General features: G+C 40.7%; 14 protein-coding genes. 4 read left to right on the forward strand and 10 right to left on the reverse strand.

Features of this window, described 5'->3' with window-relative positions; all coding sequences use genetic code 11:
• Window positions 1-181: 181 nt before the first annotated feature.
• The 7 genes from QWZ08_RS27255 to feoB form a co-directional block, all read right to left on the reverse strand.
• The gene (locus QWZ08_RS27255; RefSeq protein ID WP_290340956.1) at window positions 182-931 is read right to left on the reverse strand and encodes a 2-phosphosulfolactate phosphatase; all 750 of its coding nucleotides are present in this window, start codon (window positions 929-931) and stop codon (window positions 182-184) included.
• A 10-nt stretch (window positions 932-941) separates the two neighbouring features.
• Window positions 942-1,415 carry an SRPBCC family protein gene (locus QWZ08_RS27260; RefSeq protein ID WP_290340958.1) on the reverse strand — a complete coding sequence of 158 codons (474 nt, stop codon included), beginning with the start codon at window positions 1,413-1,415 and terminating at the stop codon, window positions 942-944.
• Between the two features lie 195 nt (window positions 1,416-1,610).
• Complete coding sequence (gcvT, locus tag QWZ08_RS27265) at window positions 1,611-2,696, reverse strand: glycine cleavage system aminomethyltransferase GcvT (protein WP_290340960.1); 1,086 nt, start codon at window positions 2,694-2,696, stop codon at window positions 1,611-1,613.
• A gap of 235 nt (window positions 2,697-2,931) precedes the next feature.
• Window positions 2,932-5,154, reverse strand: coding sequence for a PspC domain-containing protein (locus QWZ08_RS27270; protein WP_290340964.1), 2,223 nt, complete (start codon window positions 5,152-5,154; stop codon window positions 2,932-2,934).
• A gap of 63 nt (window positions 5,155-5,217) precedes the next feature.
• A complete protein-coding gene (locus QWZ08_RS27275; RefSeq protein ID WP_290340968.1) occupies window positions 5,218-5,586 on the reverse strand; it encodes a PadR family transcriptional regulator in 369 nt (122 codons plus the stop codon).
• A 432-nt stretch (window positions 5,587-6,018) separates the two neighbouring features.
• Entirely contained in the window at window positions 6,019-6,471 is a 453-nt protein-coding gene (locus QWZ08_RS27280; RefSeq protein WP_290340970.1) for an Hsp20/alpha crystallin family protein, read from the reverse strand.
• A gap of 227 nt (window positions 6,472-6,698) precedes the next feature.
• On the reverse strand, window positions 6,699-8,816 hold the full coding sequence (gene feoB, locus QWZ08_RS27285) for a ferrous iron transport protein B (protein ID WP_290340972.1): 2,118 nt from the start codon (window positions 8,814-8,816) through the stop codon (window positions 6,699-6,701).
• A 222-nt stretch (window positions 8,817-9,038) separates the two neighbouring features.
• Here feoB and QWZ08_RS27290 point away from each other — a divergent pair, with 222 nt between their 5' ends.
• The 3 genes from QWZ08_RS27290 (at window position 9,039) to QWZ08_RS27300 (ending at window position 11,555) form a co-directional block, all read left to right on the forward strand.
• A complete protein-coding gene (locus QWZ08_RS27290; protein WP_290340974.1) occupies window positions 9,039-10,676 on the forward strand; it encodes a M28 family peptidase in 1,638 nt (545 codons plus the stop codon).
• A 60-nt stretch (window positions 10,677-10,736) separates the two neighbouring features.
• Window positions 10,737-11,171 carry an IPExxxVDY family protein gene (locus tag QWZ08_RS27295; protein ID WP_290340977.1) on the forward strand — a complete coding sequence of 145 codons (435 nt, stop codon included), beginning with the start codon at window positions 10,737-10,739 and terminating at the stop codon, window positions 11,169-11,171.
• A 153-nt stretch (window positions 11,172-11,324) separates the two neighbouring features.
• Entirely contained in the window at window positions 11,325-11,555 is a 231-nt protein-coding gene (locus QWZ08_RS27300; RefSeq protein WP_290340979.1) for a 4a-hydroxytetrahydrobiopterin dehydratase, read from the forward strand.
• On the opposite strand, the gene selD is transcribed toward QWZ08_RS27300, so the two are convergent.
• The 3 genes from selD to mnmH are packed head-to-tail and all read right to left on the reverse strand — an operon-like array spanning window position 11,552 to window position 15,204.
• The gene (selD, locus tag QWZ08_RS27305; RefSeq protein ID WP_290341194.1) at window positions 11,552-12,637 is read right to left on the reverse strand and encodes a selenide, water dikinase SelD; all 1,086 of its coding nucleotides are present in this window, start codon (window positions 12,635-12,637) and stop codon (window positions 11,552-11,554) included. The two genes, QWZ08_RS27300 and selD, sit on opposite strands and share 4 nt — an antisense overlap.
• Window positions 12,638-12,668: 31 nt before the next feature.
• Window positions 12,669-14,147, reverse strand: a complete 1,479-nt coding sequence (locus QWZ08_RS27310; RefSeq protein ID WP_290340982.1) for a hypothetical protein — start codon at window positions 14,145-14,147, stop codon at window positions 12,669-12,671.
• Window positions 14,125-15,204, reverse strand: coding sequence for a tRNA 2-selenouridine(34) synthase MnmH (gene mnmH, locus QWZ08_RS27315; protein ID WP_290340985.1), 1,080 nt, complete (start codon window positions 15,202-15,204; stop codon window positions 14,125-14,127). The genes QWZ08_RS27310 and mnmH overlap by 23 nt, the downstream gene beginning before the upstream one ends.
• Window positions 15,205-15,289: 85 nt before the next feature.
• Here mnmH and QWZ08_RS27320 point away from each other — a divergent pair, with 85 nt between their 5' ends.
• Entirely contained in the window at window positions 15,290-15,895 is a 606-nt protein-coding gene (locus QWZ08_RS27320) for an MFS transporter (protein WP_290340987.1), read from the forward strand.
• Window positions 15,896-15,904 lie beyond the last annotated feature (9 nt).

Below are 15,904 nucleotides of genomic sequence, written 5' to 3' on the forward strand. Positions count from 1 at the left end.
ATTTCTTCCTGCAGATTATTATTTAACCCCCGTCGCAACCGGTTTGTTGAAAGGGTTAGATTAAAGTCATGCTTTCGAAAAGGCAATTTGCAAAAGTAACAAAAAATAAAGAAAGGCGGTGTATGAAAGAGCTTTGTGCAGAAAACAAAAATTATATCTGTTTATTAAATGGCGGAGTTATTTAAACCTGTTCTCCCTGTACCCCTACCACCAGTTTTCCGCCTTCGTATACGCATAAAACATTGGCGGCATCTTCTGTAAGGCAATAACGGATATCTTTTTCAAGACCAAATTTTGTAAGGCGGTGATAATGAGAGGCATTTTTATTTTTCAAAAATTCAAACATATCTTCGCGGGCATCCGTATACATTGTTTCGGCCAGTTGTGACGCATCGCAGTTGATAGTAAAATGTTCTTTTACCCGGTTGATGACGGCCCCTGCAAACAAGGTATCTTCTATATTCACCCTGTCCTTCCAGGCTGCACATCCCAAAATTACATGCCGCTTTTGCTCAATCAGATAATCGCACACTGCGGTTAAATTGCCGAAAGAACCGGTGATGATTTTTTTGGCTCCTTTCTCCAGGGCCATATGTAATAACTTGGTACCGTTGGTTGTGGTCAGCACCAGCGTTTTGCCACCCACAAATTCCCGGGGATATTCAAAAGGCGAATTACCGTGTGCCAGGCCTTCTGCTATCTGGCCATCTCTTTCGCCGGCGGTAATGCCTTCAATCTGTTTGCCGATGCGTATGCATGCCGCCACACTATCAACTGGAATAATGCATTTCGCGCCATTGTGTAAAACAGTGGCTATTGTAGAGGTTGCTCTTAAAACATCAATGATAACCACGATACTGTTGCTTACGTTATATAAGTGCAACAGGGCAGGAGAAAGTGAAGTATGTAACGAGGGTTTTACTGAATTCATTCCTGCAAATTTAATTTAATATCGCTTTCCACTTTTCGCTTTCAGCATATTCTTTAATTACCTGGTTTCTTTTAGTTAACAGTTTTTCCATGTACTTTTTCAAAAACAAGCTATTGGCTGCTTTGCCCAGTGCGCCATACGGCGTTTCAAAATCAACAATGTCTATCATGATGCTGCCATTGGCCACCTGTTTAAAATGATGCTCGTGAACATAACTTTTAAAATCGCCCCGGGTCATTTCATCGGTAAACATCAGCGGTGATTGCATTTCGGTAATGGCCGAAGTGAACTGCCGTGTTTTAAAAAAATGCTTTCCCTGCCAGGTAACTGTTTCGCCTTTGTTTATCAGGCCGCTGGTTATTCCGGCGACAGCAGTTTCATTGGTGTGTGCCATTGATTTTTTATGCAGCGTGATGCTGCGGCTTAAATCAAAAACTCTTTTGGCCGGCGCTGCAATAAATGTAGTTAAATGAATATGGGCCATTTGTCAGATAAAATATGATTCTCAAGATAAGAAAATTTAGCTGCCTTTGCCTGTGGTGCCCATTTTAGCAAAAAAATGTTATCAACAAATCAGCATGCAATTATGCCGGTTGCTTCTTCTTTCACCTGTTGTTATACACTATCCCGGCAATAATTTATTTATACAGGGCGTTGTTCATTTGCTGTTGCATTGTAATTAAGCAAAAGGCATTTTAACAACTTTAGCCTTTAGAAGCGTATTGCGTATGCTGATGTAAATTTCTGTATCAATCGCAGCGTGTTTGCTGTCTACGTATCCCATTCCAATGGCTTTACCAAGCGACGGAGACTGCGTACCGGAGGTCACTTTACCAATAATGGCTCCTTCAAAATCCTTAATCAGGTAATCGTGGCGGGCAATACCTTTTTCCAGCATTTCAAAACCTACCAGTTTTTTAGTAACGCCTTTTGCCTTTTGCTTTTCAAATATGGCTTTTGATGTAAAGTCTTTTGTGAACTTAGTAATCCATCCCAAGCCAGCTTCAAGCGGAGACGTTGTATCATCTATATCATTGCCATACAAGCAAAAACCCATTTCAAGCCGCAATGTATCTCTGGCGCCTAACCCGATTGGTTTTATACCTTGCGCTGCTCCGGCCGCAAAAATAGCATCCCATATTTTATCGGCATCCCCATCTTTATTTTCAAAATAAATTTCCACGCCGCCAGCACCTGTATAACCTGTTGCACTTATCAACACATTGCTTACGCCGGCAAAAGTTCCCCTCACAAATGTGTAGTATTTTAAATTGAGGATATCTGTATCGGTAAGTGGTTGCAGTATTTTATTGGCATTGGGCCCCTGTATGGCCAGCAGGCAGGTTTTATCAGAAATGTTGTGCATTTCTACATCGTTCGTATTGTGGCTGCTTATCCATTTCCAGTCTTTATCAATATTGCCGGCATTTACAACCAGCATATACACCTTGTTCTCTTCAATACAATATACCAGCAGGTCGTCAACAATACCGCCGTCATCATTGGGCAGGCAACTGTACTGGGCTTTGCCTGCAGTTAATTTGGATGCGTCGTTGCTGGTTAAACGCTGAATCAGTTCCAGCGCATGTTCGCCTTTTAAAATAAACTCACCCATGTGGCTTACATCAAACACACCCGCATTGTTGCGCACAGCTGCATGTTCATCATTGATTCCGGTGTAACTGATGGGCATGTTGTATCCGGCAAATTCAGCCATTTTTGCACCCAGGGCGATGTGTTTTTCTGTAAATGGAGTGGTCTTCATTGTATAGTTTTATTAAAAAATAGAAGCCACAAAAATAGAGTAAACTGGTATTGCAAATAAAAAATTATTGTCCGGGCCGGGAAGCTTTGGGCAGCATGATTGCATCGCCTTCTTTTGCCGCATACCATTGGGCAGCGCTCAGCGACAATGCTTTAGTTCTGCCGCAGGCAAAAACAAAATCCCGCCAATTACGGCGGGACCCTGTTTTTGTTTCACTTCAACTCAACTATTGAAACTATATTAATCCAATGCTTGCCACCGGACTGTAAGATTGTAACAACGTGTCACCGGCTGGTTCTGTATCGCTTATTGTAACATTCAATTTTTCAAGTTTCTTTTTATTTTCTTCCTGTTTTTTCTTAATGTCATTTTGTTCTTTCAACAAAGAATCTTTGTATTGCTGCTGCACTTTTTGCAGGTCAGTTTTTAAAGAATCTATTTTTTGTGCGCTGTTGTAACGATAAGTGCCACCGCTGTTATTTGTACTTTTACTTGTATCATTATCTTCTCTGTCATCATCATTGTCATCCCGTTTGTTTCTGTCACCGTTCTTCCATTCATCGGCAGGTTTTCCGGTTAATGTATATAACCCATTTGCACGCATCACATAGTTTACATCCGTTTGCCAACCTCTTTCTTCATCATCAATATCCAGGTCATTGTAATGATCGTTCCATGGGCCGCTAAAATGAATATTGTTATTCCAGCCAACGTTCCGGTCAATTCGTATTTGTTTTCCAACAGGTACATACACCGTAATAATTACCCGCTGGTTACGGAATTTGTCGTCTTTTGTGATTGGGATTCCCTTATCCAGTAACAGCAGAGAATCATGTTGTGTCACACTGAATTGAATTAATCTTGCCAGTGTATCGGCCGACCGCCTGTTTTCGCCATTGGCCATCTTTATCATAGTAACCCTGAAACTATCATTGGTAGCTTTGATAATTTTTATAGAAACATTTTCCACAAAAACAGTATCATCATCCAGGTTTTGAAAAGGCTCAAACTTTAACCAGTTATTACGGTAGTATTTTTTTAACGGAGAATTGTTAGTGATTTCCAGCTTTGCAATACCAGGATTTGCAAGGTTGACATCTTGTTCAATAATATTATTCATGCTTTTAAAATCACGCCCAACGGATGCTATTAAAGATATAAAGCAGGCCCATCCAATGATGTATAAACTGATAAATGTAAAGCGTAATACTTTGCGGTTACTTTTCATTTTTGCAAGCCTGCGTATAATCCAGGTGATAATTCCAATTACAGGCACTGCAATAAAAAATATCAGCGTTCCCCAGGCCAGGTAATTTTGCAGGCCATCAGTCAGCAAAAAGTCTTTCAGCGGAAACACGCCTATTGAAGCTACTGCAAAAGCAAACAGTGCAACTACAAAAGCAAAACCAAAACAGCCGATAATAAAATAAGCAAAGCCCTTTACAATAAAGACGATGATATCACCCAGCGACCTGCCACTTCTCCGGGCTGCAGAGCCCATTTCCGCACCCATTGTTTTTCCTTTTTCTTCGGCGAAAGCCCTTGCTTCATGGCCCAGTCTTTCTGCTCTTTGCTGAACTCCTTTCATTTCTTCCACCACTGAATTCTTAATGGAGTTTAAATCTACCTTCTCACCTTTCATTTCCAGTTTTTCCGCGGTACTGGTGGCTTCGGGTATTACCAGCCACAAAATAATATAGATGATAAGTGCGCCGGGGCTAAATCCCAGTCTTAAAAAATTAGGAAATTCCATAAAACCCCAGTGGCTCCAGTGAAAAACAAAAGTTAAAAAGGGCAGCAAAAACAATACTCTTGGTATCCAGGGATTGATGCCGAAATAGTTACCAATACCGGAGCACACACCAGCAATCTTTTTATCGTCCGGATCCCGGAACAATCTTTTGCGTGTACCGCCGATTATTTTGGTGGCCGTGCTTGGAACTGCTATCCATAAAATGATGTAGGGTATTAAACCAAATCCAAAAGAGATGGCAAGCACCACAAAAATGATCCTGACAATTACTACATCTATTCCAAAATAATTGGCCAGACCGGCACAAACGCCACCTAAAATTTTGTCAGTTTCATCCCTGTACAGTCTTTTAAATCCTGCGCTTGTAGTATTTTGCTGGGATTGCTGATTGCCTGTTGCTGATGAAGAAGCAGTTGAAGTCTGTGTATAAGCTGTACTGTCTTCGCCCTCAAATTCTTCCGGACGGCCCATACTTTTAATGATAGCATTTACATCTTCATCTGTTATGCAGGTAACGCCTTTTTTCAGCCTTTCCTGGAATAACTCTGCAATGCGGCTTTCAATATCATTAATGATCTCTTCCTTGCCTTCTTCATTTGCAAAGTAAGTATTCAGGCTGGCGGTATATTGTTTAAGCAAGTCAAATGCAGAAACTTCTATCGGCACTACTTGTCCGTGGAAGTTGATATTTATTACTTGTTTCATGGTTAATTGTGTTTCGTATTCGTTAGTTGATTCGGGCCCCAATAAAAACAATGCCTATCGTTCCTATTCCGGGTTGTTGAAGTTGGTGTTACTGGTATGTTGTTGTTCGGCTTCTGAAAGTGCTTTTACAGCGTTGGCCAGTTCGTTCCAGGTTGCTTCCAGTTCCCTGTAAAACGCATCTCCTTTTTCGGTAAGGGAAAAATATTTCCGTGGCGGACCGCTGTTACTTTCTACCCAACGGTAAGTAAGAAACTCTGCATTTTTTAACCTGGTTAGCAGCGGGTACAATGTTCCTTCAAAGATGTTCAGGTTGGCGGTTCTCATCTTGTCGATGATATCCGATGGATACGCTTCGCCCTGTTTGATCACCGAAAGAATACAGAACTCCAAAACTCCTTTCCGCATCTGGCTGGCTGTGTTATCAATGTTCATGGCTTCAATGTTTTAAAATTCAATTTGGTTGGGTTTACTGGGTTTAGTGATTGACAAGTGATCTTCCGGAAATACACCTGTTGTTTTACTGCCCTCTCGCCTTTACAACACAAAGATATAAACTTTACAGTACTATACAACACATAGTACCATTTATTTTTTAGTAGTTGGTGGTGACTATTAATGCCGTAATTCGTGCAATCCTTTACTGTTATGGGTTTGATAGAAAAATAACTGATTAAATAGATTTGCCGGATAATGACAATTGGTAAAATTTATATGCTGAACGGTGGAAAGACTGGTGATATTTAGGAATGTTAAGCCAGATGGCGGTTACAGGAATAAATTCGAAAATAGATTTTACCAAAGGCTCAAAAAAAATAGCCGCCAGTGAAGGCAGCTATTGTAATACCATTTAATTGGTTAAAGAAGTTAAGAAATCTGGATCATTTTGGGTGCTTTTTGCTTTGCCTCTTCCACTTTTGGAATGTGTAGCTGCAATACCCCATCCTCATATTTCGCATTGATCTTTTCTACGTCCACGACATCCTTGGGCAAGGTAAAAGAACGTTCAAATGACTGGTAGCTAAATTCCTTACGGGAGTAGCGGTCTCCTTCATTTTCTTCAGTTTGGTTACTTTTTTCGGAGCTGATGGTAAGCATATTTCCTTCCAGCTGAACTTTAAAATCAGTTTTTTTCATTCCAGGTGCTGCCATCTCCACTTCAAAACCTTCGTTGGTTTCTTTAATGTTTACAGCAGGCAGGGAAGTACCAGTATTAGAATAATTAGACTGGCCCCAATTGAATAAATCCCTGTTTAAAAAATCATCAAACAGTGTTGGAAATGCACGCATCAGGTTTCCGTTTCTTTTTACGAGTGTCATAATTACCTCCTTTTTAAATTGGTTAAAGAAAATATTTATACCATCTATTCATCAAGCAATATGCCATTTGAAAACACTAAAGTGTAATCTGAATCATTGTCAGCATTGACTTTGCTGAAAAGCAGCGGTAGTTAAAAACACTGAAATTTTATCAGTATGTAAACTGAAATTTTTACAGTACAAATCGAATTTTTAAAAAGGATTATGATAGAAATCTATATGCAGTCCTATATAAACATCGTGTAAATCCCCCAGCTTAATAGATAAGCCAGTCCGGTCATATACGCCAATTGTATAAGCGGCCATTTCCAGCTCCGGGTTTCTCTTTTAACGACTGCCATTGTACTCATGCATTGCATGGCCAGTACGTAAAAAACCAATAACGATAAACCGGTAGCCAGGTTATAAACCTTGGTGCCATCCGATCTTACCGCGGCATTCATTTTTTGGCGCAACGTGCTGCTGTTGTCACTGGCATCTTCACCTACACTGTACAGTGTTGCCATGGTACCCACAAAAACTTCCCTGGCGGCAAAGGAGGTAACCAGGGCAATGCCAATTTTCCAGTCATAACCCAATGGGCGAATGGCGGGTTCAATAAATTTACCGAGTGTACCGGCGAATGAATTTTGCAATAAAGCTGTTTTACGTTCCCGGTTCAATTCGGTTGCCCACTGCGGATTTTGCCGTACCAGCTGATCATATTTGGTTGTAACAGCAGCCATATTTTTTGCCGGCCCAAAAGTGCTCAATACCCACAACAAAAGACTGATCACCATTATTATTTTACCTGCCTGGAATACAAATATTTTTGCCTTTTCAATCATTGTCGTTAATGCATTTTTCCAGCGGGGCGCCCTGTAAACAGGCAGTTCTAAAATAAAAAAACTCTTCTCTTTTATTTTAATAAACCATTTCATTACATAGGCTACAATCAGTGCCATTACTGTACCCAATAAATATAATGCCATCATCACCAGCCCCTGAACACTAATAAAACCAAAATATAATTTAGAAGGAATTACAAGTGCAATTAAAATAGTATATACCGGTAACCTGGCGCTGCAACTCATTAACGGGGTAACCATAATAGTGAGTAACCGTTCCTTGCGGTTTTCAATATTGCGTGCGCTCATAATAGCAGGCACGGCGCAGGCAAAGCCACTGATCATCGGCATTACGCTTTTTCCATTCAATCCTACTTTGCGCATCAGCTTGTCGGTTAAAAAACTTATCCTTGCCATATAGCCGGTATCTTCCAGCAATGTAATCAGCCCAAACAAAATCATGATCTGCGGAATAAAAACCATGATGCCACTAAGACCGGCAATAACACCATTGATCAACAAATCACTCCACCAGGTATCCGGAAGCGTGCTGCTTAAAAAGCCGCTCAGTTTACCAAAAATCCATTCGATGGCATCCATGGGATAATGCGCAATCCAAAATACACTTTGAAATAAAAGAAATAAAACTGCCAGTAAAATAAGATAACCCCATTTTCTGTCCAGCAAAATATTGTCAAGCTTTTCAGTAAACAATGCTTTCTTGAGCGGATCATTTTCTACCACCGTAACCTGCATAATTTGCTTGATGCGGCCATAGCGTTGCATGATTTCTTCGGCCTGGGTACGGGTAGGATTGAAATTATTTTCCTGCTCTATGGCTTCAATTCTATCCTGCATTGAGTGGCCCAGCTTAAAATGTTCGTGGTTGATTAAATAGTGTAAAGCCGTATAATCGCTTATGGATGGAAATAATTTTTTTACTGCGAATACCGGACTTTCCGCCAGTTCAGCATTGTTGATAAACTCTCTGGGTGCTGCGGTGATATGCGCCGCGGTTTGATCAATTATTTTTTTTAACTGCGGTATGCCCTTTCCCTTACGGGGATTGATGCTTACAACCGGCACGCCCAACTCCCTTTCAAGGCCGGCCAAATCAATCTGCGTTCCTTTATTACCAGCAAGATCCATCATGCTTAGGGCCAGTACCACCGGTATTTTTAAATCAATGATCTGGCTGCAAAACAACAGGTTTCTTTTAAGGTTGCTGGCATCAGCCACCAGCAAAACCATATCCGGCTTAATGTCATCATCCTGTTGCAGCAATACTTTATAGGCAACCCATTCATCTGCACGTTTGGGATATAAACTGTACGTACCAGGCAAATCAATCAGCGTAGCTGAAAGCGTTTCAGAAATAGTACATTGCCCGGTTTTTTTATCAACGGTAACGCCGGGAAAATTTCCAACCTTTTGGTTTAACCCGGTTAATACATTGAACAAAGAACTTTTGCCGCTGTTAGGGTTACCTACTAATGCTATGTTTATTTTTTTTATCAAAATTAAATTAGATGCAAAAGTAACGGCTATCGTTGTTTAAATATTACGAAATTGGAAAGATCACCCCCGCAATCCGGAACATAATGTGGATGATAAAGGCGGCCCAGTTTGATAAGCTGGTAAATTTAAGGCATGCTTTTGGTATTATAATTTTTGTATATCACCTTGCTTCCAATAGCCCTTGTGTGAATTATCTTTGCAATTCCTTAACCAACACATTTTATGAAATGTATTTTTTATTGCCTCCTGTTTTCCGTACAATTTACTTACGCTCAAAAATTAAAAAAAGCAGATAAAGCTATAATAGCTCAATTACAAACCCACGCGGCATACCTTGCAGGCGATGCACTTGAAGGAAGAAGAACAGGCAGCAAAGGCGAGAAACTGGCCTACGAATATATCAGCACAGAATTTTTAAAGGCTGGCCTTGCAGCTAAGGGTAGCGATGGCAGCTACCTGCAGGAGTTTGAAGTGAATGATGGAAAGATGATTGCCAATACATCGCACCTGCTCATCAATGGTAATGATCTTGCCCCTGACAAAGATTATTTTCCGCTTGCCTTCAGTTGCAATGCTTCTTTAAATGCAGTAGGGTCAATCGCCTTACAGGAAAATGGGTCACCCTGGTTTTATGATTTAAAAGAAATAATGGAAGCCAATAAGAACAATCCTCATTTCGATTTGACTGATGCTATTAAAACGAAAGCCGCAGATGCTGCAAAAAAAAGGGCTACCGCTTTTTTTATTTATAACAGTTCCGCCATTGCGGATGAATTGAAGTTTGATCCGAAAGCAAAATCTGAACTGTCTGCTATTCCTGTTATCTATATCACCAAAGCTGGTAAAGAAAAATTTTTGAAAGATGAAACTGCTTCGCTGGATATTCAACTAAAAATATTCATCACCGATAAAAAAAGATATGGCCATAATGTGATTGGTTACATTGATAATAACGCACCCAATACCATCATCATCGGCGCCCACTATGATCACCTGGGCTATGGCGAAGACCATAATTCTTTATACAGTGGCAGTACGCCACAGATACACAATGGTGCGGATGATAACGCCAGCGGCACTGCGGCGGTTATAGAATTGAGTAAACAATTAAAAGCATCCAAACTAAAAAACAACAATTATTTATTTATTTGTTTCAGTGGCGAAGAGCTGGGTTTGTTTGGTTCAAAATACTTTACAGACCATCCAACTATCGACCTATCCACAGTAAATTTTATGATCAACCTGGATATGGTAGGCCGATTAAATGACACCACGCATGGATTGAATATTGGCGGTTATGGCACATCGCCTGTGTGGGGACAAACACTCAGTCCCAACGATAAATTTTTTAAAATAAAGTTCGATAGCAGCGGTACAGGACCAAGTGATCATACTTCTTTTTACAGGAAAGATATTCCCGTTTTATTTTTCTTTACCGGTATTCACAGCGATTATCACAAACCTACGGATGATGCTGACAAGCTGAACTATACAGGGGAATTGATGGTGATGAAATATATTTATACTTTACTTGAAAATACCGATAAAAAGGGGAAGCTTGCATTTACCAAAACGAGAGAAAGCGCTACCAGCAGTAAGACCAGCTTTAAGGTTACATTGGGTATTATGCCTGATTATACTTTCAGCGGTATTGGCGTAAGGGCGGATGGCATCAGTGATGGAAAAACAGCCCAAAAAGTCGGCATAAAAGCAGGTGATGTAATTGTACAACTGGGCGATTATAAATTTACGGATGTACAAACTTATATGGAGGCATTGAGCAAATTTAATAAAGGCGATGCCACTAAAGTAAAAGTAAAAAGAGGTACTGAGGAACTTGTATTTGATATTGTGTTTTAATATTGTTGCATCTACATTATACCATTGTATTGATAGCTGCTATTTACTTTGAAATTGAATATGAAACTTAAAATAGACAATGAAACAATTGCCCAGGAGTTTTTTGAAGATTCCATCCTGCTTGGCATTGTTGCGCCGGTTAAGGATTACCAGTTATGCTGGCAGCTAAACCAGGTGCTGGGTTTTGATTTTCGTATCAACAATGATTTTGAAATTCAGCTGAGTAAAAAAGAACGGAAATATTTCTTTTCCATTTACGAATACCAGGTGCCATCTACCTGTCTTATACACTATTTATACAATAACCAGTTTGACGGAGAATATTTATTGCCCGAATTTAAACACCTTGATTTTTTATGGCTGATGAAGGGCGAATATGTGAGTAAGGAAGAATTAAAAGCCCTCATTTATTCTATTAAATCATTGCCCGGCGTACAGCTGGTAAATGAAATGACCAACGAAAAAATAAAGCACAAGCAGCACCTTATTTTTTGATAACTACCCTACTGCCTGTTAAATTATTAGCCTCCTTTAAAATACTGGCACCAGATTAGATACGCTGTTATCATGTTTTTGGTTAAAGCGATAAATAGCTTTCAAACCGGAAATAGTATCAATTATCCATTCAATCATTTTCAATTAAACACTATGTGGGAAGAAAAAAACGATACGCTCTATAAAAAATTCGAATTCAAAAATTTTTCTGAAGCTTTTGGATTCATGACAAGGGTGGCATTAGCGGCAGAAAAAATGGACCATCACCCGCTATGGACCAATGTGTACAACAAGGTGGAAATCTGGTTAAGTACGCATGATGCGGGGGATACCATTACAGAAAAAGACAGAATGCTATCCATTAAAATTGATGCGCTGGCTTAAGATTGTACCAGCACACTATCTGTTTGTACAGCAATTATATTACCGACCGGTGTCGTGAATTTTTCAAGTCCATGCTGTTTTAAGATATTTTTTACTTCGTCCGCTGCAGCTACACTTACAGCAATCAGCAAACCGCCGCTTGTTTGCGGATCTGCAAGAATTGTTTTTTGATAAGTTGTAATGGTGCCGATCTTTTCTCCGTAACTATCCCAGTTTCTATGCGTACCGCCGGGCACACAGTTTTGATCAAGATAGTCTTTAATTTCAGGAGTAATCAAGGGTATGTTGTCGAATTGAATAACAGCAGATACACCGCTGCCTTCTGCCATTTCAACCAGGTGGCCCAATAAACCAAAGCCTGTAATATCGGTCATTGCATGAACGCCTTTAATAGCTCCCAATGCTTCACCCACTTTGTTCAACTGCATCATTTGTTTTGCAGCCATGCCTTTGTGTTCTTCTTTCAGTAACCCTTTTTTTTCTGCCGTAGTTAATATTCCAACACCCAGTGGTTTGGTTAAAAACAACAGATCCCCTTCTTGTGCCAGGTTATTTTGTTTGATGTTTGGCACTGAGACCAGGCCGTTTACGGCCAGTCCAAAAATGGGTTCCGGGCTGTCAATGCTATGGCCACCAGCCAATGGTATTCCGGCTTCCAGGCAAATGCTTCTGCTGCCTTCAATTACTTTTTGTGCAACCGCGGGTGGCAACACATTGATGGGCCAGCCCAGTATTGCAATTGCTAAAATGGGTTTTCCGCCCATGGCATACACATCACTGATGGCGTTGGCTGAAGCGATGCGGCCAAACTCATACGGGTCATCCACAATAGGCATAAAAAAATCTGTGGTGCTGATAAGTGCGGTACCGTTGCCCAAATCATACACCGCAGCATCATCTTTACTGTGGTTGCCTACAATGAGTTTATCATTATCTGGGCGGGCTATATTACTGGTCAGAATTTCATCCAATATTTTAGGCGAAATTTTACATCCACAGCCGGCACCATGAGAATATTGCGTAAGCTTAAAAACCGGAACCGGTATATTATCCAATGAAATTATTGTTCCATCATTATTCATCAAATCGTCATTATTCATCTTATTAAAAAATTTATTCCCGCTTTTTCCTTTGCAGGATGATTTGTGCATTGGATTTTAAATCCGCACTAAAACGAACATCATATACCGCATCGCCGTCATGCACTACCAGCAAACCGGTATTGGGTGGTATGCTGCCGAGGTTTTCTGCATACATCACCAGTTTAATTGAATCCGGTGTTTCCTTTGTAATATAAATGGTTTTGCTTACTGCTTTCGTGCTCAAACCCTGTTTGGAAAAAATAACATCGCCATTCATTACAACACTTACAGTATCTCCATCTACATAACCATTATCATACAGGGTGAGTACCAGGCTATCGCTTTGAAAATAGACTGCCTGCGAAGTAGCGATCGATCTTTTATCCACGTCTGCGGCACCTTTTACAACACTGGGTGCAATTGGTTCAGGCTTCTTTTCCACTACAGCAACTGCAACTGCCTTTGGCTTTTCAATCGCCACGGGCGGCGCTGCAACCGGTGCCGGCTTACTTACAACAGGAGGTGCCTTCTTAACTTCTGCCGGCTTAGCCGCGATAACAGCAGGTGGCGGTACAGGTTTGGTCACCACGGGCGGTGTTTTTTTAACTTCAGCAGGTCTACTTACTGCTACCGGTGATGGTGCACTTACAGGCGGCGGAGTTTTCTTTATCTCAACAGGTTTATTTACCGCCGTTACAACAGGAGCAGTCGGTGGAGTTACAGTTGTTGCGGGCTTTGTTTCAACAGGTTTATTTACTACTGCAACTACCGGAGCCGGCGGAGTTGGAACGGGTGTAGCAGGCTTTGTTTCAACTGGTTTTGGTATAGCTGCAACAGTGGTTACGGGCTCAGCAACAACAGGCTTTTTTTCAACAGGTTCACTTACTGGTTTTTGTTTAACATCGGGATCAACCGCCGTTGGTGGCGCTACGCTGATGTTTGTTTTAGGCGCTTGCAATGCTACCACCTGTGGCGCAGGTTTTTTCTCTGGTTCTTTAAAAACCAGTTTATCTTCCAGCTTTAAATCTGCCAGTTTTTTATATAGTACCGTTTCTTTAAAATCGTTTTTGCGTTGCATTATAACGGTACCCGTTGCTGATAAAAAGCGTTTGGTACGGTTGGTACTCCAGCTGCCTTTCATTATCATGGCAGTATCCTCAATAGTAAGGGTAACTATCATGGTCTTTTTAATATTTTTTGGGGGAGTAAAACTAAATGAGTTGTCTATGAGGCTTACATCTTCAATAATAATCTCATCTCCTTTTCGCTGAATAGTAACATCCCTTAACCCGGTTTCCTTTTTTCCATTTTCTTCAAAAGTGATATGCGAATAACCAATCAATTTGTTTTTCACTTCGCTGATGGATAATTCAAAGGGCAGGTATTGTTTGGTTGAATCAACATACATTTCGCCTTTCCAAAGTCCCGTAATATCACGATCCTGCGCCAGCAGGCTGGCAGGTAATAATAAAGAAAGTAAAAAAAACTTATTGAACAGTAATTTTTTCATGCAGTAGGTTTTGGATATTGGTTTTTATATCTACGGTTGAACAATTGATTTTTTTAACCAAAGCAGGATCTGTAGCCCTTGCCGCCAACCCTTTTTCATAGTACTTGTCATAATACTTCAGCAAAATACGAAAACATTCCCGGTGATTATTTTCGAGCAGGTAGTTTACGGCCTGTTTTGTTTCAAGACCGCCCAATCTTTTTTGAATTCTAATGACTGCATTTACCATAGCAGCCTTGTCGAATTTGCCATATTCTTCAGTAAGGTAAGTAAGCCTTTCTTCAAAAGGAATATCCAGGAATACCACCCGACTGCTGCGCATCTGCTTCCAAAAACTATCCGGAATATTCATGGATCCTATACGCTGGCTTTCATCCTCAATAAAAATCTCCCCGGCATTACCTGCAACCCTGCTCATTGAATAAAGGGCATCCGCAAGTAAGTTTTCAAACATCTCCTGCGAAGGCTGCGGCTTTTCGCCCAACGCACCAAAGCTGGAACCCTTGTGATTTGCCAATGCTTCCAGGTTGATTATTTTATACCCATTGTGCTGTAACTCGTGCAATAATGATGTTTTGCCCGAGCCGGTATACCCGCCAAGTACCGTTAGCTGGTATTGCTCATCGAACCGGGCTCTTGCCCTTTGCCGGTACATTTTATACCCCCCCGTTAAGGTGTATACTTTAAATCCATACAGATCAAGCAGCCAGGCTACACCCGCACTCCGCATCCCGCCACGCCAGCAATGTACCAATACAACAGGGTCATTTTCTTGTCTGCTTCTGTCATTTAATTGAAGAACCAACCTCTCCGCCTCTTCCACCATGGGCCTCATTTTTACGCCAAAGTAATCCAGCCCGATTTTGATGGCTTTTTTTCTGCTTTGCTGTTTATAAGCTGTACCCACTACTTTTCTTTCTTCATCGGTAAACAATGGCAGGCTATAGGCACCGGGAATATGGGCATGCGCATATTCGCCCGGACTGCGTACATCCAATACCGGGTACTGCGAAGCGAGCATTAAAAACTGATCGATTAAAATTTTTTGTATGGCCATTGTTGGATGAAAAAAGCTGCTACACAAGATACATAAAGAAAAAAGCCATCAGAAAATTTCCTTGAAAAACAAAGTATATTTATTGATGCTTAGAATTATTAAACATCTGCTTCCCTTATTTATTGTACAATTTTTCACCTGGCTGGCGTTATTTTCGCTTTGGATCTATGCCACACCGGTTATTACCAAATACATTTTTAATACTACAGATGCCGAAAGCGGAGCCTTTGAAAATGGAACTACCTGGGTAGGTATCTGTTTTGCCTTCTACAGTACGCTGGCTGCAATATTGGCTTTTACTATTCCCGTGTTAACTAAACGGTATAGTAAATATAAGCTGCACGCCGTCGCCTTGCTTATCGGGAGCATTGGCCTGCTGCTGATTTACTGTTTTAAAAATCAATACCTCTTACTGATATCGTTTGCTTTTATTGGCATTGGCTGGAGCAGCATCAGCAATATACCTTACAGCATCGTCAGCGATATAGCACCTGAAAATAAAATGACCACTTATTTTGCTGTATTTAATTTTTCTATTGTAATACCACAAATAACCGCTGCCTTCTTACTCGGTTTTTTAACCCGTCATTATTTTTCCGGCCAAACCAACCTCACGATTTTAACGGGCGGAGCCGCCATGCTGGTGGCCGCCATCATTATGTTTTTTGTTAAAGAAAAAGCCGCTGAATAATCAGCGGCC

The organism is Ferruginibacter paludis, from assembly GCF_030409685.1.
Classification (GTDB): domain Bacteria; phylum Bacteroidota; class Bacteroidia; order Chitinophagales; family Chitinophagaceae; genus Ferruginibacter; species Ferruginibacter paludis.

What these genes read in the sequence shown, in the direction of transcription:
- QWZ08_RS27270 (WP_290340964.1), bottom strand. Translation starts at nt 5,154, where the DNA reads ATGAAACAAGTAATAAATATCAACTTCCACGGACAAGTAGTGCCGATA.
- QWZ08_RS27255 (WP_290340956.1), bottom strand. Translation starts at nt 931, where the DNA reads ATGAATTCAGTAAAACCCTCGTTACATACTTCACTTTCTCCTGCCCTG.
- mnmH (WP_290340985.1), bottom strand. Translation starts at nt 15,204, where the DNA reads ATGGCCATACAAAAAATTTTAATCGATCAGTTTTTAATGCTCGCTTCG.
- QWZ08_RS27320 (WP_290340987.1), top strand. Translation starts at nt 15,290, where the DNA reads ATGCTTAGAATTATTAAACATCTGCTTCCCTTATTTATTGTACAATTT.
- QWZ08_RS27275 (WP_290340968.1), bottom strand. Translation starts at nt 5,586, where the DNA reads ATGAACATTGATAACACAGCCAGCCAGATGCGGAAAGGAGTTTTGGAG.
- QWZ08_RS27260 (WP_290340958.1), bottom strand. Translation starts at nt 1,415, where the DNA reads ATGGCCCATATTCATTTAACTACATTTATTGCAGCGCCGGCCAAAAGA.
- gcvT (WP_290340960.1), bottom strand. Translation starts at nt 2,696, where the DNA reads ATGAAGACCACTCCATTTACAGAAAAACACATCGCCCTGGGTGCAAAA.
- QWZ08_RS27300 (WP_290340979.1), top strand. Translation starts at nt 11,325, where the DNA reads ATGTGGGAAGAAAAAAACGATACGCTCTATAAAAAATTCGAATTCAAA.
- QWZ08_RS27280 (WP_290340970.1), bottom strand. Translation starts at nt 6,471, where the DNA reads ATGACACTCGTAAAAAGAAACGGAAACCTGATGCGTGCATTTCCAACA.
- QWZ08_RS27310 (WP_290340982.1), bottom strand. Translation starts at nt 14,147, where the DNA reads ATGAAAAAATTACTGTTCAATAAGTTTTTTTTACTTTCTTTATTATTA.
- selD (WP_290341194.1), bottom strand. Translation starts at nt 12,637, where the DNA reads ATGAATAATGATGGAACAATAATTTCATTGGATAATATACCGGTTCCG.
- QWZ08_RS27295 (WP_290340977.1), top strand. Translation starts at nt 10,737, where the DNA reads ATGAAACTTAAAATAGACAATGAAACAATTGCCCAGGAGTTTTTTGAA.
- QWZ08_RS27290 (WP_290340974.1), top strand. Translation starts at nt 9,039, where the DNA reads ATGAAATGTATTTTTTATTGCCTCCTGTTTTCCGTACAATTTACTTAC.